The sequence below is a fragment of the Mycobacterium sp. GA-1285 genome (assembly GCF_001499905.1).
GTDB lineage: Bacteria > Actinomycetota > Actinomycetes > Mycobacteriales > Mycobacteriaceae > Mycobacterium.
Window position 1 is genome coordinate 53,982 of sequence record NZ_LQIS01000010.1, and the last position, 21,720, is coordinate 75,701.

At 67.0% G+C, this 21,720-nt stretch carries 25 protein-coding genes and 1 pseudogene; 18 read left to right on the forward strand and 8 right to left on the reverse strand.

Features of this window, described 5'->3' with window-relative positions; genetic code table 11:
- Positions 1–56: 56 nt before the first annotated feature.
- The 3 genes from AU193_RS07910 to AU193_RS07920 are packed head-to-tail and all read left to right on the forward strand — an operon-like array spanning position 57 to position 2,592.
- Positions 57–413, forward strand: a complete 357-nt coding sequence (locus AU193_RS07910; RefSeq protein WP_064421816.1) for a Rieske 2Fe-2S domain-containing protein — start codon at positions 57–59, stop codon at positions 411–413.
- Complete coding sequence (locus AU193_RS07915) at positions 410–1,465, forward strand: amidohydrolase family protein (RefSeq protein ID WP_064421817.1); 1,056 nt, start codon at positions 410–412, stop codon at positions 1,463–1,465. The genes AU193_RS07910 and AU193_RS07915 overlap by 4 nt, the downstream gene beginning before the upstream one ends.
- Positions 1,462–2,592: an amidohydrolase family protein gene (locus AU193_RS07920; protein ID WP_064421818.1), complete on the forward strand. Its 1,131-nt coding sequence runs from the start codon at positions 1,462–1,464 to the stop codon at positions 2,590–2,592. The genes AU193_RS07915 and AU193_RS07920 overlap by 4 nt, the downstream gene beginning before the upstream one ends.
- On the opposite strand, the gene AU193_RS07925 is transcribed toward AU193_RS07920, so the two are convergent.
- Positions 2,579–3,304 (reverse strand): SDR family NAD(P)-dependent oxidoreductase, encoded by a 726-nt coding sequence (locus AU193_RS07925; RefSeq protein ID WP_064421819.1) that lies wholly within the window; start codon positions 3,302–3,304, stop codon positions 2,579–2,581. The two genes, AU193_RS07920 and AU193_RS07925, sit on opposite strands and share 14 nt — an antisense overlap.
- Before the next feature lie 20 nt (positions 3,305–3,324).
- Positions 3,325–4,134 carry a FadR/GntR family transcriptional regulator gene (locus tag AU193_RS07930; RefSeq protein WP_064421820.1) on the reverse strand — a complete coding sequence of 270 codons (810 nt, stop codon included), beginning with the start codon at positions 4,132–4,134 and terminating at the stop codon, positions 3,325–3,327.
- Positions 4,135–4,201: 67 nt separating this feature from the next.
- On the opposite strand from AU193_RS07930, the gene AU193_RS07935 reads away from it, so the two are divergent.
- The gene (locus AU193_RS07935) at positions 4,202–6,529 is read left to right on the forward strand and encodes a CaiB/BaiF CoA-transferase family protein (protein WP_082682883.1); all 2,328 of its coding nucleotides are present in this window, start codon (positions 4,202–4,204) and stop codon (positions 6,527–6,529) included.
- Between the two features lie 2 nt (positions 6,530–6,531).
- Here AU193_RS07935 and AU193_RS07940 read toward each other — a convergent pair whose 3' ends face one another.
- Positions 6,532–7,773 (reverse strand): cytochrome P450, encoded by a 1,242-nt coding sequence (locus AU193_RS07940; RefSeq protein WP_064421821.1) that lies wholly within the window; start codon positions 7,771–7,773, stop codon positions 6,532–6,534.
- Positions 7,774–7,878: 105 nt separating this feature from the next.
- Between AU193_RS07940 and AU193_RS07945 the strand changes: the two genes are divergently transcribed.
- Genes AU193_RS07945 through AU193_RS07965 form a run of 5 tightly spaced genes read left to right on the forward strand, consistent with a single transcriptional unit; the run spans position 7,879 to position 11,964 of the window.
- A complete protein-coding gene (locus AU193_RS07945) occupies positions 7,879–8,994 on the forward strand; it encodes an aromatic ring-hydroxylating dioxygenase subunit alpha (RefSeq protein ID WP_064421822.1) in 1,116 nt (371 codons plus the stop codon).
- The gene (locus AU193_RS07950; protein WP_064421823.1) at positions 8,994–10,592 is read left to right on the forward strand and encodes an AMP-binding protein; all 1,599 of its coding nucleotides are present in this window, start codon (positions 8,994–8,996) and stop codon (positions 10,590–10,592) included. The genes AU193_RS07945 and AU193_RS07950 overlap by 1 nt, the downstream gene beginning before the upstream one ends.
- A 12-nt stretch (positions 10,593–10,604) precedes the next feature.
- Positions 10,605–11,018, forward strand: a complete 414-nt coding sequence (locus AU193_RS07955) for a nuclear transport factor 2 family protein (protein ID WP_064421824.1) — start codon at positions 10,605–10,607, stop codon at positions 11,016–11,018.
- A gap of 53 nt (positions 11,019–11,071) precedes the next feature.
- A complete protein-coding gene (locus tag AU193_RS07960) occupies positions 11,072–11,545 on the forward strand; it encodes a MaoC family dehydratase N-terminal domain-containing protein (protein WP_064421890.1) in 474 nt (157 codons plus the stop codon).
- Positions 11,542–11,964, forward strand: a complete 423-nt coding sequence (locus tag AU193_RS07965; RefSeq protein ID WP_064421825.1) for a MaoC/PaaZ C-terminal domain-containing protein — start codon at positions 11,542–11,544, stop codon at positions 11,962–11,964. Before AU193_RS07960 ends, AU193_RS07965 begins: the two co-directional genes overlap by 4 nt.
- On the opposite strand, the gene AU193_RS07970 is transcribed toward AU193_RS07965, so the two are convergent.
- Positions 11,956–13,413 (reverse strand): aldehyde dehydrogenase, encoded by a 1,458-nt coding sequence (locus AU193_RS07970; protein ID WP_064421826.1) that lies wholly within the window; start codon positions 13,411–13,413, stop codon positions 11,956–11,958. The two genes, AU193_RS07965 and AU193_RS07970, sit on opposite strands and share 9 nt — an antisense overlap.
- A 177-nt stretch (positions 13,414–13,590) precedes the next feature.
- On the opposite strand from AU193_RS07970, the gene AU193_RS07975 reads away from it, so the two are divergent.
- The gene (locus AU193_RS07975) at positions 13,591–14,592 is read left to right on the forward strand and encodes an esterase family protein (protein ID WP_064421827.1); all 1,002 of its coding nucleotides are present in this window, start codon (positions 13,591–13,593) and stop codon (positions 14,590–14,592) included.
- 21 nt (positions 14,593–14,613) lie between these two features.
- On the opposite strand, the gene AU193_RS07980 is transcribed toward AU193_RS07975, so the two are convergent.
- The gene (locus AU193_RS07980; protein WP_064421891.1) at positions 14,614–15,021 is read right to left on the reverse strand and encodes a hypothetical protein; all 408 of its coding nucleotides are present in this window, start codon (positions 15,019–15,021) and stop codon (positions 14,614–14,616) included.
- A 106-nt stretch (positions 15,022–15,127) separates the two neighbouring features.
- Here AU193_RS07980 and AU193_RS07985 point away from each other — a divergent pair, with 106 nt between their 5' ends.
- The 5 genes from AU193_RS07985 (at position 15,128) to AU193_RS08005 (ending at position 17,691) form a co-directional block, all read left to right on the forward strand.
- Positions 15,128–15,931, forward strand: coding sequence for a nuclear transport factor 2 family protein (locus AU193_RS07985; RefSeq protein WP_064421828.1), 804 nt, complete (start codon positions 15,128–15,130; stop codon positions 15,929–15,931).
- Positions 15,932–15,977: 46 nt separating this feature from the next.
- Positions 15,978–16,415, forward strand: coding sequence for a hypothetical protein (locus AU193_RS07990; RefSeq protein ID WP_064421829.1), 438 nt, complete (start codon positions 15,978–15,980; stop codon positions 16,413–16,415).
- Positions 16,412–16,597, forward strand: a complete 186-nt coding sequence (locus AU193_RS07995; protein WP_064421830.1) for a hypothetical protein — start codon at positions 16,412–16,414, stop codon at positions 16,595–16,597. Before AU193_RS07990 ends, AU193_RS07995 begins: the two co-directional genes overlap by 4 nt.
- Before the next feature lie 121 nt (positions 16,598–16,718).
- The gene (locus AU193_RS08000) at positions 16,719–17,300 is read left to right on the forward strand and encodes a hypothetical protein (protein ID WP_172798241.1); all 582 of its coding nucleotides are present in this window, start codon (positions 16,719–16,721) and stop codon (positions 17,298–17,300) included.
- A 25-nt stretch (positions 17,301–17,325) separates the two neighbouring features.
- Positions 17,326–17,691: a DUF732 domain-containing protein gene (locus tag AU193_RS08005; RefSeq protein WP_064421831.1), complete on the forward strand. Its 366-nt coding sequence runs from the start codon at positions 17,326–17,328 to the stop codon at positions 17,689–17,691.
- A gap of 174 nt (positions 17,692–17,865) precedes the next feature.
- Here AU193_RS08005 and AU193_RS08010 read toward each other — a convergent pair whose 3' ends face one another.
- Together AU193_RS08010 and AU193_RS08015 are read right to left on the reverse strand one after the other, a co-directional pair.
- Positions 17,866–18,168 (reverse strand): hypothetical protein, encoded by a 303-nt coding sequence (locus AU193_RS08010; protein WP_064421832.1) that lies wholly within the window; start codon positions 18,166–18,168, stop codon positions 17,866–17,868.
- A 138-nt stretch (positions 18,169–18,306) separates the two neighbouring features.
- Positions 18,307–19,119, reverse strand: coding sequence for a hypothetical protein (locus AU193_RS08015; protein ID WP_064421833.1), 813 nt, complete (start codon positions 19,117–19,119; stop codon positions 18,307–18,309).
- 45 nt (positions 19,120–19,164) lie between these two features.
- On the opposite strand from AU193_RS08015, the gene AU193_RS08020 reads away from it, so the two are divergent.
- From AU193_RS08020 to AU193_RS08030, 3 genes are all read left to right on the forward strand, one after another.
- The gene (locus AU193_RS08020) at positions 19,165–20,475 is read left to right on the forward strand and encodes an NAD(P)/FAD-dependent oxidoreductase (RefSeq protein WP_064421834.1); all 1,311 of its coding nucleotides are present in this window, start codon (positions 19,165–19,167) and stop codon (positions 20,473–20,475) included.
- A gap of 33 nt (positions 20,476–20,508) precedes the next feature.
- Positions 20,509–20,700: a hypothetical protein gene (locus tag AU193_RS08025; protein WP_064421835.1), complete on the forward strand. Its 192-nt coding sequence runs from the start codon at positions 20,509–20,511 to the stop codon at positions 20,698–20,700.
- Positions 20,701–20,812: 112 nt separating this feature from the next.
- Positions 20,813–21,298, forward strand: coding sequence for an NUDIX domain-containing protein (locus tag AU193_RS08030; protein WP_064421836.1), 486 nt, complete (start codon positions 20,813–20,815; stop codon positions 21,296–21,298).
- 28 nt (positions 21,299–21,326) lie between these two features.
- Here the strand turns inward: AU193_RS08030 and AU193_RS23535 are convergent.
- Positions 21,327–21,719 (reverse strand): annotated as a pseudogene (locus tag AU193_RS23535) (nuclear transport factor 2 family protein); the annotation flags it as partial.
- Position 21,720: the final 1 nt, after the last annotated feature.

A 21,720-nucleotide genomic window follows, 5' to 3' on the forward strand; every position in this document is an offset into this window, starting at 1 on the left:
TTTCGCCTATCTTTACTATTTTAGGTAATCTAGGTCAAGGTTAGCGAAGGGATGCGATGCGGCGCCGACCGGTGTGTGCCATCGAGGACCTGCCGCCAGGCAGCATGAAACTGGTGCAGGCAGGCAAGTTCGGCGTGGGGGTGTACAACATCGACGGATCCCTCTACGCGATCGCCAACTACTGCACACACGAGGGCGCACCGCTGTGCGCCGGATACGTCCGGGGCACCACCGAGTACGCGCCCGACCTGCCGGACCGCGTTCGCCATGTGCGCGCCGGCCGGGTCATCCGATGCCCCTGGCATCAATGGGAATTCGACATCCCCACCGGCGTCAACCTCGCCGACCCGACCAAACGGGTGCGCACCTACGAGGTCGATGTCACGGACGGACAGGTGTATCTGACCGCATGACCGTCGTAGACGCATCGGTGCAGCCCCACTTCCGGTACAACGCCGAAATCCGGCGCTACCTGGCCGACCCGCACAAACTGCGGGCGATCCCGGACGTCGAACAGCAGTGGTACCAGGCGCCGGGAGGCGACTACCGGACGGATCTCTACGGCGACGGCTATCCGGGCTCGGACCCCGACGTGGTGGCACGTCACCTGTTCGACGAGGGCGGCGTGGACTACGCGATCCTCAACCCGTTGACCCGAGGAAACATCGCCGACTACCTGCTCAACAGCCGCATCTGCGCGGCGGTCAACGACTGGCTGCTCGACCGCTGGCTCGACCCCGACGCCAGCGGACGGTTCCGAGGCACCATCCGGGTCAACCCCGAGGACGTCAGGGGAGCGGTGGCAGAAATCGAGCGGTTGGCCAACCATCCGAAGATGGTCCAGGTCGGTGTTCCCCTGCAGTCACGTGAGCCGTATGGCAAGCCGATGTTCGAGCCGATCTGGGAGGCGGCGGCCGCGCACGGACTTCCGGTCGCGGTGCACATCAACGGCGGCAACGGCGTCGACCATGCGCCGACCTTCGCCGGTCACGCCCACACCTATCCCGGTTACGCGTCGTTCATGCCGCTCAACGGCTTCGTGCATCTGGCGACCCTGATCATCGAGGGAACCTTCGGTCGGCATGCCCGGCTGAAGTTCGTCTTCGCCGACGGCGGCTACGACATCCTCACCCCGCTGATGTGGCGGTTGGACACGTTCTGGATGTCGATGCGCGACCAGACCCCCTGGGTTGACCGCTATCCCAGCGAATACCTGCGCGACCATGTGCGGTTCTGCACCTCGGCTTTGGACGGACCCACTGACGCCCGGCAGGCCGAGCGGTGGATGGACTTCACCGACAAGGCCGATCTGGTGATGTACGGATCGAGCTATCCCCACTGGTCGACGACGGGCCCGGGCGAGGCGGTGGCGGGCCTCAACGCGCGGCAACGCGACAACGTGCTGTGGCGCAACGCAAGTGAACTGTTCGGGTTGGATGTCGAGGAGAAGGCGGACGCGACGTGACGACCATCGAATCGGTGCAACGATCCTCGGCGGCGGAAGTCGCGGTCACGATCGTCGACACCGACGTGCATCCGCTGCCCGTTTCGGTCGATGAGCTCAAGTCCTACGCCCCGGCGAAGTGGAAGGACACGCTGTGGCCCACCGGCAACGCCGTCTCGCCGGTGCCGCATTTCTACGACACCCCCGACTCGTACAAAACCAACTCGCTGCGCGTCGACGCCGGACCGCCCAACGGCGGGATGCCGGGCAGTGACCCCGACTACGCGGCCCAACAGTTACTGATCGACGCCGGCGTGAGTATCGCCGTGCTGGAGCCGATGTGCGATGCCCAACTGCCGCAGGCTGAGCACGTCCTCAAGGCCACCTACAACGCCTGGCTCGCCGACGTGTGGCTGGGTGAGGCCAATTGGCACGGCCGGTGGCGGGGGACGATCAGCGTCACCGCACAGGATCCCCCTGCCGCGGCAACCGAAGTCGAACGCTGGGCGGGGCATCCGTATATGGCCGAGGTGCTGATGACGCCGCAGACCCGCGGAATCCCGTTCGGCAGCCCGCACTTCGATCCGCTCTATCGCGCCGCGGCGCGTCACGGCCTGCCGGTCGCCACGCACCTGATGGGGCAGACGCCGTTCGAGTTGATCCCGATCTACCCGGTCGGCAACCCGGCGCATTGGCACGACTTCTTCGCGTCGTGGCCGCTGCTGTACGTATCGCATCTGATGAGCCTGGTGTTCGACGGGGCCTTCGACCGTCACCCGGACCTTCGGGTGGTCTTCGTCGAAGGTGGATTCACGTGGGCGATGCCGGTGATGTGGCGGATGGACCGCATCTGGGCGCAGCGCAGATCCGATCTACCGCATGTCAAGCGCAGACCGTCCGACTACGTGCGTGAGCATGTGCGCTTCACCACCCAGCCGTTGGAGGAGGTTCACGTCGGGGCGTACCGCGAGTACCTCGAGATGATGGACCTCGGTGACAACCTGATGTTCTCCACCGACTACCCACATTGGAGCTACGACTCGCCCGAGTGGGCGATCCGCCGATTCCCCGCCGATCAACGCGAGCGGATCATGCGCGGAAATGCCACCGCGCTGTACAAGCTGCCGTCAACCGTCAAGGCTCTGTAGGGATTTCGGCGCGACGCTGCGCTTCGAGCGGGATGACCGGGGGACGGGCCGACGGCCCGCGCGTCATCGCATGCAATCGGATCTCGGGCACGTCCACCGCCGGGTCGACGGTGTCGAGCCAGGCGACGGCGTCGGCCACGTCGGCGGCACGGATCGCGTACATCTCGAACGGCACATCTTGCAGCATCTCGGTCTCGACCGGCCCTGGAGTAACCAGGTGCACGTTGATCCCGTCGCGGTCGACCTCCTGCGCCAGCGCACCGGCGAACGCGTTCATGCCCGCCTTCGCCGCCGAGTAGGCGGTGCGGGCCCGCATCGGCTCATGCGCGGCCGACGACGAGATGAACACGAACCGGGAACCGGCCCGCATCCGCGGTAGGGCGGCCGACGTCACCACGAAGCAGGAATCGAGGTTCGCCGACATCGTCGCGCGCCACTGCTCGAAAGTCTGCTTGCGGGCGTAGGTTCCACCGAGAACCCCCGAGGCGTGGACGAGCAGGTCGATGGTTTCGGTAGCCTCGACGGCGGGCGTGAACCCCGAGGGCAGGCTCGCGTCGGCGACGACGTAGCGCGCACCGATCTCCTCGGCGGCCGCCCGCAGCGGCGCCTCCCGCCGAGCCGTCAGCACGACGTCGTAACCGAGTTGGGCGAGCCTGCGGCCACACGCCTTACCGATGCCGCCACTGCCGCCGGTAATCAAAGCTGTTCGCACGCAGGGCCTTTCAAGGGCAATCAGCGCTTCCGCTCTGCGAGTGCATGCGGGGACAGGGCGACGATGCGTTGTTCGGGATCGCCCGCCAACAGGTAGGTCTGGGTGTCGGCGACGTGCTTGGCGGCCAGCTTGCGAGCGCGTTCGGCGTCACCCGCCTCGATCGCGTCGGTGATCTTGGTGTGCACGGTCAACGCGATGCGGCGTCGCTTGATCGACGGGTACTCACCTTTGGCGGCGGTTTCGTTGGCCCACCAGTTCAAGTGGCCGGTCCACAGCGTCTCGAGGCTGCCGACGACCGCGACCATCGTGTGATTCCCACAGCCGCGGACGATCTCGTCGTGGAACTGCCCGCCGATCTCGGTGAAGCGAGCGCCGTCCTCGATGTTCTCCTCCATCGCCGCGTTGTGTTCGCGGAGCTTCGGGACGAGCGCCTTCTCCCGATCCGGTCGCCGCGCGGCCAGCGCCGCACACATCGGATCGAGTTCCTGAAGTGCGGTGCCCAGGTCGGCCAGCGGGACATAGTCGCTCTGCAGCAACAAACCGAGCATGTAGGCGGCATTGGCCTTGGCCGGTGCGTGCACGACGGCGCCGCCGCGATTGCCGCGCCGCACCGAGACCAACCCCTCAGTCTCGAGAATTCGCAACGCTTCTCGCAGCGACACCAGGCTCACGTTGAACTGCTCGACGAGGACTTCCTGACGCGGCAGCAGGTCACCGTCGTTGAGCTCACCGTCGATGATCTGCCGGCGGAGCTCGTCGGCGACGATCTCCGCGGTCCTGCGCGAGCCCAGTCGGCGGCGTGCTTCGGCCCCGATACCCAGTGTTGTCATGTCTTAGCAATATTAACAGTGATAGCCGCAGCGGTTGCCTGCCCGTGTCTGCGGTCGAATCACTAATATGGCGGGAAACCTGGAGGTGTGCGTGGGTGAACGTGTGAGTGCCACGGTACCCACCCCGCTGGACGACGTGCGGGTGGTCGAGATCAGCGACCGGATCGCCGGGGCATACTGCGGCAAGCTGCTCATCGACGCGGGCGCCGAGGTGGTCAAGGTCGAACCACCCGACGGCGACCCGCAACGCCGGATCACGGTAACCGGAGCCGCGCCCGACGAGAACTCCGACTCCCCGCTGTTCGGCTACCTCAATGCCGGAAAGCGCAGTGTCACAAGCCTTTCAGACGACCTGCTGGCATGGGCCGACGTCATCGTGGTGACGGCGAGCGAGACCGCCGCCCGCCAGCAAGGCGTGGACCCGGCCGCGCTGCTCGACTCGGCGCCCGGATGCATCGTCGTCTCGATCTCGGACTTCGGCTGGACGGGGCCGTGGGCTGGGCGGCCCGCGACCGAATTCACGCTGCAGGCCGCGTCGGGACTCACCGGGTTCCGCGGCGACCCCGCGGGTCCGCCGATCTCGATCGGGGGAGATCTCGGGGAGTACATGGGCGGGGTGTGGGCCGCCTACGGTGCGCTGGCGCTGCGACGGCGCGTACGCGACGGCGGTGTGGGCGGCCACCTCGATCTGTCGATGCTCGAGGCGATCACGCTGATGCAGAGCGGGGAGTGGTTGCATTCGGCCCTGCTGCAGGTCCCCCCGGTGCGGCGGTCGGTCGAGGTGCCCTCGATCGAACCGGCCAAGGACGGATACGTCGGCATCAGCATGGTCACGGGCCAGCAGTGGCTGGACTTCGCCGCGATGGTCGACTGCCCGGAGTTGACCGAGATCCCGCAGTTGCAGTTTCAGATCGGCCGTTGGGAGTACCGCGACTGGATCCGGGAACGTATCGACCCGTGGATGAGAGAGCGGACGGTTGCCGAGATCGTCGAGCTGGGACAACTGTTCCGACTGCCGCTGGCGCCGCTGGGCAACGGCGCGACGATCCCCTCGATGGATCATCTCCTCGAACGCGGCGTCTACGTCGACAACCCGGCCGGATTCCGCCAACCCCGACCCCCGTGGCTCATGTCGAGAGCATGCCCCGCGTCGGTCCGGACCGCTCCCTCGGTCGGTGACGCAGACGGCCAATCGGACTGGCCACAAAGGGTATTCGGCGTCTCGGGGACCGAGCGCATGCCGCTCGCGGGCGTGCGGGTCGTCGATTTCACCGCGTTCTGGGCCGGCCCGGCTGCCACCCATTCGTTGGCCGCATTCGGCGCGGACGTCATCAAGATCGAATCGATCCAGCGTCCGGACGGCATCCGCTATTCGGGTGGGATGCGCAAGGACGTCGACGACTGGTGGGAGTACGGCTGGGTTTTCCACGCGATGAACACCAGCAAGCGGTCGGTGACCCTGGATCTGCAGTCCGACGAGGGGCATCGGCTGGTCCGTCGCCTGATCGGTCAGGCAGACGTCGTGGTGGAGAACTTCTCGCCGCGCGTGATGGAGCAGTTCGGGCTGGGCGCCGACGCGCTGCTGGCGCTCAACCCGCGCCTGGTCGTGGTTCGGATGCCCGCGTTCGGATTGACCGGTCCCTGGCGTGACCGCGTCGGTTTCGCTCCGACCATGGAGCAGATCGCCGGCCTGGCCTGGGTCACCGGGTTGCCCGACGGACCGCCGATCGCGCCACGCGGCGCCTGCGATCCGCTCGCCGGGGCCCATGCGGCATTCGCGACGCTCGCAGCACTCGAGTTCGCCGACCGTACGGGCGAAGGGCAACTCGTCGAGGTGCCGATGATCGAGGCCGTGCTGAACGTGACTGCCGTGCAGACAATCGAATACGAGGTGTTCGGGCGCGTGATGGAGCGGCGGGGCAACCGAGGGCAGGGAGCAGCCGTCCAGGATGTCTATCGGTGTGCGGGAGAGGACAACTGGATCGCGGTCGCCGCGCGCACCGAACGCGAACGCAGCGCTCTGACCGATCTCATCGGGGGTGCGGCGGTCGAGAACTGGCTCGCCGCGCGAGACGCCGAATCGGCCGCAGAGGAGTTGACCCGCGCGGGCGTGCCCGCGGCGGTCGTGGTGTCGCCGTCTCTCGTCACCGAGAACCCCCAACTACGGCGCCGCGGGTTCTTCGAACCCCTGGACCATCCTCGCACCGGGGAGAACCTGTATCCGTGCCCGCCCTTCACCCGGTTGCCTGGCTGCGATCGATGGCTCAGGTGCCCGCCTCCGACGCTCGGTCAGCACAACGCCGAGGTGCTCACCGCGCTGTGCGGCCTGTCCGAAGGTGATCTGGACCGGCTCGAAACCCAGGGCGTTCTCGGGTCCCGACCGAAGGGCCTGTGAATTCAGCGGTGCCGCAACGAGACCGGCATCGAATGAAAGATCGTCATGTTGTTGGTGAGGGTCGGGTAGGCGACTCCCACCGGTCCGAGCGTGATGTCCCTGGCGCGGCACAACACCTCGTCGAGCACCGCGCGGATCTCCGCGCGCGCCAGCATCGCGCCGAGGCAGTGGTGCGGTCCGCCGCCGCCGAACGCCACGTGTGGGTTGTCCGCGCGGCCGATGTCGAAAGCGAACGGGTCGGCGAAGACGTCCTCGTCGCGGTTGGCCGACCGCAACATCGACACCACGCGCTCGCCTGGCGGGATCGTGACGCCGTCGATCTCGACGTCGACCTTGGTGACCCGACTCCAGAACGCCACCGGCGTCGACCATCGCAGGACTTCTTCGACCGCCGACTGGCGCACGGACGGATCGTTCCGATACCGCTCGATCTGCTCGGGATTGTCGACGAAGGCCTGGAGCCCGTACGCCAAGGCGTTCTTGGTGGTGTCACTACCGGCGAATGCGATCACGAAAAAGAAGATGTCGAGCTCGGCGGCGGGAATCGACAGTTGCTCGCCGCTCTCGTCGGTCACCACCGCCGTGGCCAAGGTGCTCCAGATGTCGTCGGTGGGGTGGCGGCGCTTCTCGGCGGTCAGTTCCGCGGCGTAGGTGAATACCTTGCCGAACAACTCGAGATGCTGTTGCTCGGCATCTTGTACCGACGAAGCCGAATTCGCCTGCAGGATGAGATCGAAGGTGTCGAAGATCTCCGGCCTGTCCTGTTCGGGTATTCCGACGATGTCGCCTATCACCGACATCGGAAGCGCGTCGGCGACATCGGCGATCCAGTCACCGCCGCCGGCCTCGAGGAGATGGTCGATCATCGCGGCGGCCCGCGTGCGGATGTCCTGCTCGAGCTTGCCGATCGCCTTGGGTGTGAACGCGTGTGACATCACCCGGCGCCGCTTGACCAGATCGGGCGGATCCATGTTGATGATCGTCGGGAACGCGCCCACGGCGCCCACGCCCTGGATCAACGGCCCCTCGGCGGCGGTGAACGATTCGGTGTCGCGGTGGATGCGGTGCGCGTGGTGCAACTTGGTGGTCACCCAGAAGTCACGTTTCAACGTCGCTGCCACCCGGTCGGTGACCCCGTGCCGGAAGATCGGTCGTTCGCGCCGCAACTCCGCGAAAAGTTCGTCGGGAAACCCGTTCTGCCACAACGCCGGATCCGATAGGTCAACCGGGGTGGTGGTGGCCATGCGCCGTTCCCTTCGCCGTTCTTGACCCAGAATGCCTAAAATAGTAAAAATAGGCAACGGACAGCGCCGCTGACCCCGGCTGGTGCGTGCGCGGACGGAGTTGCGATGACGGACACGGTCGACGATCCCACACTCGACCCGTCGGAGCGCGAGTTCGGGCCCAGCGGTATCAGCCTGTCGACCTACCGGTTCCCGACCGGATGGTTCATTGTCGGCTTCTCCTCGGACCTGCCCTCAGGTCAGGTCAAACGCGCCCACTACTTCGGCGAGGAGTTGGTGATCTTCCGGACCCGGTCGGGTCGCGTCAATGTCCTCGACGCCTACTGTCAGCACCTGGGCGCGAACATGGGCGTCGGCGGCACCGTCGAAGGCGAGAACATCGTCTGCCCGTGGCACGGCTGGCAGTGGACCGGCGACGGCACCAACGCGCTGATCCCGTACAGCAAGATCGGCTGCAAACAGAACGTGCGTATCAAGCGCTATCACAGCACCGAGTGGTACGGCTTCATCCTCGTCTGGCACGAACGCCACGGCCGCGCGCCGTACTGGCAGCCGCCCGTCTTGCCTGAACTCGAGACCGACGAATACTACCCGCTGCACCCCCACACTCGGATGGTCAACAGGGTCAAGGTGCACGCGCAGATGATCATCGAGAACGCGGCCGACCCATACCACGTCCAGTACGTGCACAAGGCCGCCAATCCCGCCAACACCGCGTCGTTCGAAGTGTCCGGCTATCACCTGCACGCGACGGTGAACGCGAATTTCGGTGGGGGACGGGCCAAGACGTGGCTCACCCCGAACGGACCCGTCGACGCGAAGATCATCTACGACAACTATTCGCTCGGCCTCGGCGTCGTGCGCTTCCCCTCGGAGCTGGTCGCCACCGTCCAGGTGACGGGCCAGACCCCGGTCGACGAGGACTACACCGACTACTTCTACACCCAGGCATCGATCCGCGAACCGGGCGACCGGGGCGACAAACCCACCGGCCGAGCGGCGAAGTTCCTGCAGCTGCAGCAGGAGGTCATCAAACAGGACTTCTTCACCTGGGAGAACATGAAGTACCTGGAGAAGCCGAACCTCGCCCCCGAGGAGGCCCGCGACTACGCCGCGCTGCGCCGCTGGGCACACCGGTTCTATCCGGGTGCCGAACCGTCGGGCACCGACTTCGGGTACACGCCCACCGGCGAGCCCGACCCGTCCGCAGCCGAGGCTTGATGGCCACGGACCGGACGCGGCGCGTGGAGCCCGCGGCATTCGGCGTCGAACGCTTCACGGTCGCTTCGGTCCTCGATCGGGGCGCCGACCGGTTCGGCGACCAGGTGATGATGGCCATCGACGGCACACCCATCACGTTCGCTCAGATGCGCGAGCAGTCCTGCGCCGCCGCGGCGATGCTGGCCGACAGAGGCGTGTGCCGGGGTGACACCGTCGCTCTGTTCGCCGGGACCTGTCCGGAGTGGGTGTACTTCTGGCTCGGGGCCGCCCGCATCGGTGCTGTGAGCGCGGCCGTCAACGCCGCCTACAAGGGCGAATTCCTGACGAACGCTCTCAACGTGTCGCGGGCCAAGCTGGTGGTGACCGACGATGCCCGCCGTGCTCGACTCGCCGAGGTCGCCGACTCCCTCGACGGCTTGGGGACTCTGCCGATCGACGATTCGGTCGCCACCGAGTTGAGCGGATCGCACCGCGCCACCTACCCGGCGGCGCGCACCGAAGCCGACGAGGTGGGAGCACTGTTCTTCACCTCGGGAACCACCGGCCCGTCGAAGGCGGTGGCGACCACCTGGCATTACCTGTTCGTCGCGGCGGCCACCGTCGCATCGGCGTGGGAGTACGGCCGGGGTGACGTGATCTGGACCGCGATGCCGCTGTTCCACCTCAGCGCCGCTCCAACCGTGCTGGCCCCGATGCTCGTCGGCGGAACCAGCGTGCTGGCGAGCGCCTTTCACCCTGCCGATGTGTGGGACGAGTTACGAGCCTGCCGCGCAGCAGGATTCGCCGGGGCAGGCGCGATGGTGTCGATGCTGTGGAATCTGCCCCCCGACCCGCGCGACGCACAGCTCGGAATCCGATTCATCTCGGCCGCACCCATTCCGGCCGAGTTGTACCGCGCGATCGAGCACCGGTACCGGTGCCGCGTGGTGACGATGTACGGAATGACCGAAGCGTTCCCGATCGCCTACAAGGCGGTTTCGGACGACGGCGTCCCGGGTACGTCAGGAAAAGTCAATCCGGCCTTCGAGGTCCGCATCGTCGACGGGAACGGTCGCCCCGTTGCCGCTGGCGTGACGGGTGAGATCGCGTGCCGGCCGCGGACAGCGCATGTGATGAGCGAGGGGTATGTGTCGTCCGCGCCCGGGCACCGCGGCCTGCGGGTCGAGCCCCACCCGGAGTGGTTCCGGACAGGCGATCTGGGCTCCCTCGACGACGGCAACAACCTGACCTTCGTCGACCGCGTCAAGGACTCGCTGCGCAGACGTGGCGAGAACGTGTCCTCGGTCGAGCTCGAGCACGTGGTGATGCAGCACCCGGCGGTCGCCGAGGCCGCCGCGATCGGCGTCCCCAGCGAGTTGGGCGAGGACGACATCCTCGTCGTCGTGGCCCTTCGTCCCGGCGAGACGGTCGACCTTCCCGAACTGCTCGACTTCTGCGCCGCGCGCATGCCGTACTTCTGCGTGCCCCGGTATCTCGAAGTGCTGGACGAGATTCCGAAGAACGTCATCGGGCGGGTGCGAAAGGATCTCCTGCGGCAACGGGGTCTGAGGGCGGCGGTGTGGGATCGAGAAGCCCACGGCTACCTGCTGAGTCGGTGAAGGAGTCAGGCGATGGCATTGAGCTACCAACAGCAGTACGTCCTCGACGGGCTGGCCGGGCGGGCGGCGATCCTCAACCTCGACGCCAGGCACAACCGGTTGTTCTCCAGCGGCGACCTGGCCGGTTGGCTGGCCACGTTCCGGCATTCGGGTGCGACCTACACCAGGGGCGCAGAGACTTTCTCCAACCTCGCGGAGGCATTCGACGGCGGGACTGGACGGCGACTGGTCACGGTCGACCACGACATCACCGTCGACGGTGTCGAAGCGACTCAACAGTGCGTCGCATTGCTGTTCTGCGACAACCGACTCGAGGCCACCGGCAGCTACACCGACCGCCTTGTCTACGAGCGCGGTGGGTGGTACTTCGCCTCGCGACGACTGGCCTGGGATGCCGTTCCGCACGAGAGCGCGCTACCGGGGTGACCGAGACAGTCCGGTACGAGCTGGCCTTCGGCACGTACGAAGACGCGTTGCGGATGGTCGGCACGCGCACGCCGCCGAGGTACGCGGGCACCGCGGTGAGCGCGGCCCGCATCCAGCATTTCGCGGCCATGGTCCGTGACTCGAACCCGGCGTACTGGGACGAGGACTTCGCTCGCCGACAGTGGGGTGGATTGCTCGCCCCGCCCGGCCTGCTGATGGGTTGGCTGATCCCACCGCCGTGGCTGCCGAACGGCCGGCCACCGGTCGCGGCGATCGCGATCCGCGTACCGCTTCCGGGGACCACGTTCATCAACGCCGCCAACGACGCCGAGTTCTTCTGCACCATCGCTGAAGGTGACCGCTTGCACCTGATCGAGGAGGTCGTCTCGGTCTCGCCCGAAAAACGCACCCGCGTGGGAGTCGGTCATTTCGTCCAGACCTGCGACGAGTTCCACCGTGACGACGGCACTCTGGTCGCCGTCAACCGCAACACCTTGTTTCGCTTCACTCCCGAGGCGCAGGCGTGAGGGCGCACCCCGGTGTGCACTGGGAGCGGGTCGCGGTCCCGTCGGACCTTCCGGAACTGGTCGACCACATCGACTACCAGCGCGTCGTGATGAACCCCGGCGCGACGTGGGATTACTTTCCCGCACACTATGATCCGGGCTACGCCGAACGGCATGGACATCCGACGATCTTCGTCAACACGATGCACATCGCCGGATTCGTCGACCGTATCGCGACGGACTGGGCCGGCCCGTACAGCCGCGTGGTGCGCCGCAAGATCACCCTGCTCGGCTCCATCTACGCCGGCGACTCGATGGTGGGTCGCGGCCGGGTCGTGGCCAAGCGTGACTGCCGCCTGGTCGACCTGCAGATCACCGTGTCCAACCAACGCGGAGAGCTGTGCTGCCCGGCGGAGGTGACGCTCGAGCTGTCAAGCTAGATCCGGCAGCTTGTCCGCGCTGACGGTGGTCTGCAACTCGACATACTCCGAGAGCCCCTCCGCGCCGAACTCGCGACCGATTCCGGACTGCTTGAACCCGCCGAACGGCATGGACGTATCGAGCGTGTACATATTGATCCCGTATGTGCCGGTCCGAATCTCGGCCGCGATCTTGAGGCCGTGGGCGACATCGGCCGTCCAGACCGAGCCGGCCAGCCCGTAGTCACTGTCATTGGCGATCCGGATCGCGTCACGTTCGTCGGAGTACGTGAGCACCGTGAGCACCGGCCCGAAGATCTCCTCGCGGGCGATGCGCATCTCGTTGGCCGCGTCGGTGAACAGTGTCGGCTGGACGTACCATCCGCGGTCACGCGGTTTGTCGGTGCCGCCCAACACCATTCGCGCACCCTCGGCGAGTCCCGCCTCGATGTAGCCCTGCACCCTCTGTTGTTGTCGCCGGGCCACCAGCGGACCGATGTCGGTGGCATCGTCGGCCGGGTCACCCACCTGAAGCCCCGACATCATCGCGGCCAGCGCCTCCACCACATCGTCGTGGCGGCGTTCGCTCACCAGGATCCGCGTCTGCGCGACGCAGGCCTGCCCGTTGTTCATCAGACTGGCCGTCTTCAAATGTTCTACGGTGCGGTCGATGTCGGCGTCATCAAGAATGATCGCCGCCGACTTGCCGCCCAACTCGAGGCTGACACGTTTGAGTTGCTCTCCGCATACGGCGGCGATATGTCGTCCGGTGGCCGACGAACCGGTGAACGAGATCTTGTCCACACCGGGGTGGCGCACCAGGTGCTCACCGGTGTCCCGTCCGCCGGGAATGATCGAGACGACGCCGTCGGGAAGGTCGACCTCCTCGATCATCTCCGCCAGCCACAACGCGTCGATGGGCGTCTCGGGAGCCGGTTTGACCACAACGGTGCAGCCCGCGATGAGCGCCGGGATCATCTTCGGCATGATGAGGAACTGCGGGACGTTCCACGGCACGATCGCGCCCACCACGCCGACCGGTGCGCGCCGGACCTGCACGTCGCCGAACAACCCTGCCCGCCGCTCGATCCACGGAAAGTCCCGCGCGGTGGCCAGGATCAGATGCATCTGGGCCAGCGCACCGGTGGCCTGCCCCAACCGGCTGAAGCTGCGCGGCGAGCCCATCTCCGCGGTGATGAGGTCGGCCATCTCGTCGGTGTGAGCCGCGTAGACGGTCGCCAGCTTCTCGATCTTCTCCATGCGCTCGTCGACGCTCATCCGCGGCCACGGGCCTTGGTCGAACGCCTCCCGCGCGGCCTGCACCGCGCGGTCGACGTCCTCGGCGGCGGCCTCGGGCGTCTCGCCGATCTGGTCCTCGGTGTGCGGCGAGATGACCGCGATACGTTGGCCGGTGGCCGGCGTCTCCCATCGGCCGCCGATGAAAAGCCGTTCGTATGTCAGCGATCTCATGACGGCGCCTCCTCGTCGACCAACGGGTGCGTTCCGCATCGGGCGACACCTACGCGGCTGAATCACTATTGCTGCGAAGATAGCAAACTGCTATGCCAGTGTGGCGAAAAACGGCTGGTGATGGCGCGTTCGGGCGTATCGTCCGCTCAGACACGGCGGCGAGAGGGAGGTGCGTCGATGACGCTCGTGAGGTTTCTGTCACTGGGCCGGGCGGCACGATGGGGTGCAGCGGCGTTGGCCGTTGCCCTGCTGCCTGCCCTTGCCGCCGTAGGCGCCGGCCCAGCCGCACAGGCCTTTTCGGATCCGAGTCTTCCGATCGAACACCTGGAGGTGCCGTCGGCGGCGATGAACCGCACCGTCCGCGTCGAGTTCCTCGCCGCGGGCGCCGAATCACCGGCGTTGTATCTGCTCGACAGCATGGAGGCCGGCGACGACCTCAACGGCTGGGACATCAACACCCAGGCCTTCGACTGGTATGACGGCTCCGGCATCTCCGTGGTGATGCCCGTCGGCGGGAAATCGAGCTTCTACACCGACTGGTATGCACCGGCAGCGGGCAACGGTACGACGTATACGTACAAGTGGGAGACGTTTCTGACCCGGGAACTGCCGGCGTGGCTGGCCGCCAACAAAGGGGTACGGCCGACCCGCAACGCCGTGGTCGGGTTCTCGATGGGCGGGTCGGCGGCGTTGATCCTGGCGGCCTACCACCCGCAGTTGTTCAGTTACGCCGGATCGTTGTCGGGCTTCTTGAACCTGTCCGCACCCGACGGACCTGGGCAGGTCAGGGTCGCTCAGATGTGGAACGGGGGCTTCGATCCGGTCGCGATGTGGGGCCCGCCCGGCGATCCGGCATGGGCCCGCAACGATCCCACGGTGCAGGCGGGCCGGCTCGCCGCCAACGGAACGCGCGTCTGGATCTACTGCGGCAACGGCACACTCACCGACCCCGCGCTGACCAATCCCGACGCGCCCATCGCCGGGCTGGGCTTCCTCGAGGGCTTCGCGATCGACTCCAACCGCGCGTTCGTCGATGCATACATCGCCGCCGGGGGGAACAACGGCGTCTTCAACTTTCCAGCCGGTATCCACAGCTGGGGGTACGCCGGTCAGCAGTTACAGCAGATGAAACCCGACATCCAGCGAGTCCTGGAGACCCAGCCGACGACCGAACGGTGAAGTGATGCAGGGGGATTCGCGCTAGACGCCGTCGGTCGGCGTGGAGTCCGGATCGGATGCGTCCAGCACACTGACCGCGATGCCGTACGGCAGGAACCGCACCTTGCGGGCGGAATCGGTGTTGTTCTTGTTGGCGCGGAGCGCGTCCAGCTCGGTGGGGTAGACCTGCTCGATATGTGCCCCGCCATCATCGTCCACGGTGTAGATCGCCCACACCCCGTCGCCGGTCTCACCGGCGGTCTCCGGTTCGCGCCGCGGCCGCGACGAGCGGGTGAACTCGTCGACCAGATTGGCCCAGCCCGCGCGTTCCCCCGACGTGCTGAAGAACCTACCGAGGCCGTCGAGCGCATCACGCAATCCCTCGCCCGCTTCGCGCACGACGCGGTCGAACTCCTCGGGGTCGAACCCGAACGGGCCGTTGCTGCTCATGGTGATCCTCCTCGGCGCCCCGCACCACTGCGCGGCGATGCTTCCAGTGTGCCCGCCGGCGCGGAAGTAGTCGACTGGAGCGATACCGAAGTGGTAGGCAAACTCTATGGCCATCTCCCGGGCCGACGCCCTGGCCGCCGTCGAGCGATCCCCGGACGCGATCGCCGTCCACGACCGCCAGGCGTGGGTCGCCGCCTTCACCGTCGACGGGGTCGTCGAAGACCCGGTGGGATCGCAACCGCACCGGGGAACGACGGCCATCGCCCGCTTCTACGACACCTTCATCGGTCCGCGCGACATAGCGTTCCACCGCGACGTCGACATCGTGGTGGCCTCGACCGTGATCCGCGACCTGGAACTCGAGATCCAGATGACGGCCGGTTTGAGGATGCGGATCCCCGCCTACCTGCGGTACCGCCTCGAAGACCGCGCGGGCGAACTGAAAATTGTTGAGCTGTCGGCGTTTTGGGAACTTCCCGCGATGGTCGGGCAGTTTCTCAAAGGCGGAATCCGATCCGTGCCCGCCGGGCTCCAGCTGTCCCGGGGGCTGCTGACGAATCAGGGCCTCGTCGGGGCGCTCGGTTTTCTCGGCGGCTTCCGTGGCGTCGGCCCCCAGGGTAAGCGGCGGTTCGACGAGTTCCTCGCGGCCGGCCACGCGGGTGACGAGGTGGGGTTGCGGCGCTGGTTGGGAGGCGGCACACACATCACCGCCGGCGAGCGCACACCGATGGGCAGCACCGAACTGCTGTCCAGGCTGACCGGCACCCGCTCGCGCAAACTGATCGTCTCGGGCCACAGCCTGGTGTGCGGCATCGAGGGCGCCGGGTCCCGCGACGTGCTCGTCGCCGACGTGGCGGGGAAGCCGTTCGCGATCAGGCGAATCCGCTACTACGCCGGTACGGCGGCCTGACTCCGCCGGACGTTTCGCCTCCTCGTGCCGCGGCAACCCGGCAACCATGCGAGGCACCGATTCCCGCGAGGTCGCGATCGTGGGCGTGGTCGTGGCCGCGGTACTGGCGTCCTGTCTGATCCTGACCACGATCGGAAGGCTCGCGACGCTCGACCAGACGTGGACGGCCGCGGCGATCCTCGGCATCCCCACCGTCGCGGTGCTCACGGTGACCGGCTACCGGCACTACGGGCCGGCACGCAGCGTGGCCGTCGCGGTGATCGTCATGGGCATCGCACTGATGGCCAGCTGGGCGTTCTCGGTTCATGTGGTGGCCGCCGCGATGAGCGGTTCGACGACAACCCTGGCCATGGGTGTCCTGCTGTACGGGACACCGGCCCTCATCGTGGCGGTGGTCGGGGTGCTGGCGCTCAAGCTGGTGCCGCCTCGCTCCCGGCCACCCGATCGTTTGACCACATCCGTCACGGGTAATCGGAGCGCATGACTCCGCGTGAAGGCGACGACAGCAGCGAAGAGGGCGTCACCGAGGACGACCACGTGGCGGCCTCTCGCGCCGGGAAGGACGGCGGCGACGACGACGGCACCTACGTCGGCCAGACGTTCTCCGACGACGCGATCGACGCGGAGGAGACCGGCGCCGAGGCGCGCAGCGACGACAGTCGTTGACGGGGCCGGACACAGGGTTGCGGAACGGTCGCAAGAACGTCGCGAGAGGTTTGCACGAGGTGTCTCGATTCGGTCGCGGCGGTCGCGTCGCGTGCGGCGCACCGTGGGCACGTGAGACGGTATGAGCACCATGCCTGTCGACGATGAGTCCACCGAGATAACCTACGAGGAATTCGGCCGCAAATTCTTCGAGGTCGCCGTCACCGAGCAGCGGGTCGGCGACGCCATCGCCGAAATCGCGGGCGACGAGTTCGAGATGGGTCCGATCGCTCAGGGACCCGGCAAGATCGCGAAGGTCACCGCCAAGGTCCGGATCCAGGAGCCACGACTGACCCGCCACGTCGGACCGCTGATCACGTTCGCCATCCGCATCCCGCTGGAAATCGACATGCAGGTCGATCTGCGCATCGACAAGCCGAAGTTCATGGTCTTCGGCGAGATCGCGTTGCGCGCCACCGCGCGCGCCGCCGAACCGTTGCTGTTGGTCCTCGACGTCGAGAAACCGCGGGCCTCCGACATCTCCATCCACGTCACGTCCAAGTCGCTGCGTGGCGAGCTGGTCCGCATCCTCGGGGGCATCGACGCCGAGATCCGGCGGTTCATCGCCGCCCACGTCGCCGGCGAGATCGACAGCCCGGCCTCCCAAAAGGCCAAGGTGATCGATGTGAGCGCCACCATCGACACCACCTGGACGGGCGTCTGAGGGGCCGACAACGTAGGATTCCCGGGTGCTTAGCAAACCCGTGTCGGCGATCGCGCTGACCTCCGGACTTCTCGCCGTCGCGGCCTTGGTTTCCGCGCCCGCGCAGGCGGACCCCGTCGATGACGCGTTTCTCAACGCGGTGACGGAGGCCGGCGTCGTCATGAGCGACCCGAGCAGTGCCGTCGCGGTCGGCCAACAGGTGTGCCCCATGCTGGCCGATCCGGGCCAGAACGCCGCCAACGTCGCGGCGAAGGTCGCCGAAATGGGCGGCATGCCACTGGGCCCGGCCACCATGTTCACCGGGATCGCGATCTCGATGTTCTGCCCCGCGATGGTGTCCTCGATCGGCAGCGGGGACTCGCCGATCCCGCTGCCGTTCCTCGGGATCTGAGCGGCCAGGATTCCAAAAGCGCCCGGGTCTCCAAGCGCGGCCGATCGGTTGTGAATCCGGCGACGCTTTTCGGCCGATTTCGTCGTCAGATTCACAACCGCGGGCCGGACCGGCGTCGGCGCCTCCGGATACGAAGAGCGGCACCCCTGCGGGTGCCCCTCGTGTCCAGCTCGGCTACTTGACGTCGACGTAGACGAGACGGTCCTGATGCGTTGTGTAGTTCCGGCTGCTCCCGATCACCGGGCCGCCCACCTCCATCCGGGTGAAGGTGGGGCCCTCGCGGACCGCGACCACCTCAGCCTCGCTGAGTGGGGCGGTGCCCACCTGGGTGACGATGACCCGGTATCCCTCGGACCGCAGCTGGTTGATGGTGTCCTGCGCGTTCTGTGACCCCGACGGTGCGGCGGCTACCGGTGCGGCCAGCCCGATCACGGCGGCCAGTCCGCTTGCCACGGCTGCGATTCCTGTCTTCTTCATCTCTTGCCTCTCTTCTGTTGTCCTCAAAGCCGTCGAAGGCGGTCTGGAGCGCATGGTTCAGCCGCGTCGAGTTAGGCTCACCTAACACAACGGCCGCGTATTCGGATTCATTCCAGATGGTCGGGCGAACCCGCAACGTCAGAGCAGGCGCCCCAACCGGTTCAGTTGCAGCGGACGGCCGACTGCGCTCAACTGACCGAGGATGTCCTCGAGCCTCGCCAGCGGCAGGTCCATCCGCCACTCCGCCACCGAAGCCGACAGCCGTACCACGCCCGGCGCAAAGCTGATTCGGGTGAGCCGGACGCCGTGCGGTAGTTCGGGCAGCCGCACGGGATACGCCGGCGTTCGCGCGGGCAGCCGACAGCGGGTCCCGCGGAAGGTCAGGCAGCGCGGCTTGAGCCAGAGCGTCGAGCCGTCCAGATGGGCGTCGACCTCGAGGTGGCCGGCCCCTGGCCGCCGAGCGAGACGCAAACGGGCCACACCGTCGGCGCCAACCGCGCCCGACAGCCGCGGCGCGGCCCAGCGGAACACGTCGTCGAGAACCGGCGCCGGCACCTCCAACGTCAGCTCGACCGGCGCCGCGACCAGAACCGGTGGTGCCGCCGGCCGTATGTGCACGTTGTGCAACACCGCGGTCGCATGGTCGAACTGCGCCCCGTTGAACCGGATGTCGCGCGCTGCCAGCCGCACGTCGTTGAGTTGGCCAACCGAGAGTCCCCGGACGTCGAGGCGCGAGTCGAACTCGGTGACCGTCAGCCTCAGGTCCGCATCGTCGAGCCGGACGCTCATCCGCCTGCCCACCACGAGCCGGCGGACCGTCATGAACAGCGTGCGGTACGCCGCGGCCGCCCCGGTGCTGACCGGCGTCACCGCGGCCGAGGACCACAACGCGGTCAACATGTCGATGGGCCGGAACGGATCGAATCGGCGCAGAGGTTCCTGGCGCGTCATGCCTCCAGCATTCCCCGGCGGAGGCGGTTCCGTACAGTCGGGCACATGACCTCCGTGGTAATCGTCGGCAGCGGGTTCACCGGTTTCGAATGTGCGCGCACGTTGGCCAGGAAACTGCGCAAACAGCGTTCGGACGTCGAGATCTCGATCATCTCGCCGGTCGACTACATGTTGTACACACCGCTGCTGCCGGACGTCGCGGGCGGGCTGGTCGATGCCCGCTTCGTCGCGATCCCGCTGGCCAACGCGTTGCGCGGGGTCCAGGCGATCCGCGGCCGGGTCGACGGCGTCGACTTCGAAGGACGTACCGTCATGTTCACCGATCCCGAGGAACGGTCGCGTGCTCTGTCGTGGGACCGACTGGTGTTGACCCCCGGTTCGGTCACCCGGTTGTTCGACGTGCCCGGCCTCGCTGAGCACGCGCGCGGTCTCAAGTCGACCGCAGAAGCGCTGTACCTGCGCGATCACGTGCTCGAGCAACTCGAGCTGGCCGACGTCGACGACGATGCCGGCCGCCGTCAGGCGCGGCGCACGATCGTCGTGGTCGGCGCGTCGTACTCGGGTACGGAACTGGCGGTGCAGCTGCGGGCGCTGGCCGACTCGGCCGCCAATCAGATGGGCTTCGACCCGAGCGAGGTGAAGTTCCTACTGCTCGACCTCGCCGAGCAGGTGATGCCGGAAGTCGGGGAGAAGCTGGGCGCCGCGGCGCAGCGCGTGCTCAAGTCGCGCGGCATCGACGTTCGGCTGGGCGTCACGCTCAAGGAAGTGCACGCCGAACACGTTGTGCTCAGCGATGATTCGTTGGTCCGCACTCATACCGTCGCGTGGGTGACCGGCGTGACCGGTGCGCCGCTGATCGAAAGCCTCGGGCTGCCGACCGAGCGGGGCCGCTTGAAAGTGACCACAGAACTCGAGGTTCCCGGCCATCCCGGGGTGTTCGCCGCAGGCGATGCCGCCGCTGTGCCCGATATCACACAGCCCGGCGAGATCACGCCGCCGACCGCGCAGCACGCCACCCGACAGGGAAAGGTGTTGGCGCACAACGTCGCAGCCAGCCTCGGTGTAGGCAAACCGAAGCGTTACAAGCACCGCAACATGGGCCTGGTCGTCGACCTCGGCCCGCGATACGCCGTGGCCAATCCGCTCAACATCCAGTTGTCCGGCTTCCCCGCCAAGGTGGTGACCCGCGCCTACCATGTGTACGCGATTCCGCGGTTCGTCAACCGCTGGGCGGTGGCGCTGGCCTACCTGACCGATCTGTTCTTCGACCGGTCCGTGGTCTCGTTCGGGCTGTCGACGCAGGAGGACGCGCAGTTCTCGGCCAGCGAGGGCATTCCGACGCCTAAAGCGGGCTGATTCAAACCGGTTGAACCGGGGAACTGTGTCGGCATGGCTACTTATCGCGTGCTCAATCCCAAGGGCGAGGTCGTCGACACCAAGGACATCGAAAGCGCCGACGACGCCCACGCCTGGTTCGTCGACCAGAAGGCGGACCCCGAGCTCGGGTGGCGCATGGAGGTCAAGACCGACGACGGGGAATGGGACTTCTTCGACAGCAGCGAGGGCGACCGCAAATACTGACGCTTTCCATGCCGCGTGTGCCCACACACCGGCCGCGAGTGACCGGTTTTGTACACCCAGATACGGCGTGTCGCGGGACAGACGCGGTCTCTCGCGGTAGGGAAGGGAAGGCGTGGCGAAGCTGAGTGCGGGGCTGCTGCTCTACCGGGTGGATGAGGGTGTGGTCGAGGTGCTCATCGGCCACCCGGGCGGACCGTTCTGGGCGCGCAAGGACGAAGGGGCCTGGTCGATCCCCAAGGGCGAATACGACGAGGGCGAGGATCCGTGGGCGGTCGCGCGCCGCGAATTCGAAGAGGAAGTCGGCAAGCCGCCGCCGGAAGGCCCCCGCATCGAGTTCGCACCCGTTAAACAGCCCGGCGGCAAGATCGTCACCGCCTTCGCGGTGCGCGGCGACCTCGACCTGGACGGCACCTTCTCCAACACGTTCACCATGGAGTGGCCGAAAGGGTCGGGCACGTTCAGGGAATTCCCCGAAATCGACCGCCTCGATTGGTTTTCCGTGGCTGAGGCTCGGTCCAAGCTGTTGAAGGGTCAGCGGATCCTGCTGGACCGTCTGACGGCGGCAATCTCAGACGGCGAACCGGCCGGGTCTCGATAGCGTTGATCGTCAGCGCGCGACCGTGAATCCGCCAGCCCGCCCGTGTCCGCAGATACTCGTCGTCATAGCGCAGATGCCAAACCAGATCGGACGCCTGACCGTCGCTGACAGTCCAATGGTGGGCGATGCAGGTGATCCGTCCGAGCGCGTAGTCGGCTTCATCGGCCGCGGCGTACACCTCGCCGACGATCGCGTGTTCGGTCCCCGCGACAGCGGCCAGTGCGGCCATCGCCGCCCGCACGCCGTCGCGGCCGTGGTGGCGACGAACCGGCTCCAACGTCCGCGGCGGGTCCGGCAGCCGCAGCTCGGCGTTCTCGGTGAACAGTTCGGCGACGTCGTCGAAGCGGCGGTCGTCGACGGCTGCGGCGTAGACGTGCACCAGGTCGGCCACCGCCAGTCGGTCCGCGGTACTCAGTCTCATC

Excerpts from the sequence above, each read along its gene's own strand:
- AU193_RS07960 (WP_064421890.1), top strand. The coding sequence starts at position 11,072 with ATGGTCGGCACGCGCACGCCGCCGAGGTACGCGGGCACCGCGGTGAGC.
- AU193_RS08000 (WP_172798241.1), top strand. The coding sequence starts at position 16,719 with ATGAGCACCATGCCTGTCGACGATGAGTCCACCGAGATAACCTACGAG.
- AU193_RS07950 (WP_064421823.1), top strand. The coding sequence starts at position 8,994 with ATGGCCACGGACCGGACGCGGCGCGTGGAGCCCGCGGCATTCGGCGTC.
- AU193_RS07935 (WP_082682883.1), top strand. The coding sequence starts at position 4,202 with ATGGCGGGAAACCTGGAGGTGTGCGTGGGTGAACGTGTGAGTGCCACG.
- AU193_RS08025 (WP_064421835.1), top strand. The coding sequence starts at position 20,509 with ATGGCTACTTATCGCGTGCTCAATCCCAAGGGCGAGGTCGTCGACACC.
- AU193_RS07945 (WP_064421822.1), top strand. The coding sequence starts at position 7,879 with ATGACGGACACGGTCGACGATCCCACACTCGACCCGTCGGAGCGCGAG.
- AU193_RS07955 (WP_064421824.1), top strand. The coding sequence starts at position 10,605 with ATGGCATTGAGCTACCAACAGCAGTACGTCCTCGACGGGCTGGCCGGG.
- AU193_RS07985 (WP_064421828.1), top strand. The coding sequence starts at position 15,128 with ATGGCCATCTCCCGGGCCGACGCCCTGGCCGCCGTCGAGCGATCCCCG.
- AU193_RS07975 (WP_064421827.1), top strand. The coding sequence starts at position 13,591 with ATGACGCTCGTGAGGTTTCTGTCACTGGGCCGGGCGGCACGATGGGGT.
- AU193_RS07910 (WP_064421816.1), top strand. The coding sequence starts at position 57 with ATGCGGCGCCGACCGGTGTGTGCCATCGAGGACCTGCCGCCAGGCAGC.
- AU193_RS07915 (WP_064421817.1), top strand. The coding sequence starts at position 410 with ATGACCGTCGTAGACGCATCGGTGCAGCCCCACTTCCGGTACAACGCC.
- AU193_RS07990 (WP_064421829.1), top strand. The coding sequence starts at position 15,978 with ATGCGAGGCACCGATTCCCGCGAGGTCGCGATCGTGGGCGTGGTCGTG.
- AU193_RS08020 (WP_064421834.1), top strand. The coding sequence starts at position 19,165 with ATGACCTCCGTGGTAATCGTCGGCAGCGGGTTCACCGGTTTCGAATGT.
- AU193_RS07980 (WP_064421891.1), bottom strand. The coding sequence starts at position 15,021 with ATGAGCAGCAACGGCCCGTTCGGGTTCGACCCCGAGGAGTTCGACCGC.
- AU193_RS07930 (WP_064421820.1), bottom strand. The coding sequence starts at position 4,134 with ATGACAACACTGGGTATCGGGGCCGAAGCACGCCGCCGACTGGGCTCG.
- AU193_RS08015 (WP_064421833.1), bottom strand. The coding sequence starts at position 19,119 with ATGACGCGCCAGGAACCTCTGCGCCGATTCGATCCGTTCCGGCCCATC.
- AU193_RS07995 (WP_064421830.1), top strand. The coding sequence starts at position 16,412 with ATGACTCCGCGTGAAGGCGACGACAGCAGCGAAGAGGGCGTCACCGAG.
- AU193_RS07970 (WP_064421826.1), bottom strand. The coding sequence starts at position 13,413 with ATGAGATCGCTGACATACGAACGGCTTTTCATCGGCGGCCGATGGGAG.
- AU193_RS07940 (WP_064421821.1), bottom strand. The coding sequence starts at position 7,773 with ATGGCCACCACCACCCCGGTTGACCTATCGGATCCGGCGTTGTGGCAG.
- AU193_RS08010 (WP_064421832.1), bottom strand. The coding sequence starts at position 18,168 with ATGAAGAAGACAGGAATCGCAGCCGTGGCAAGCGGACTGGCCGCCGTG.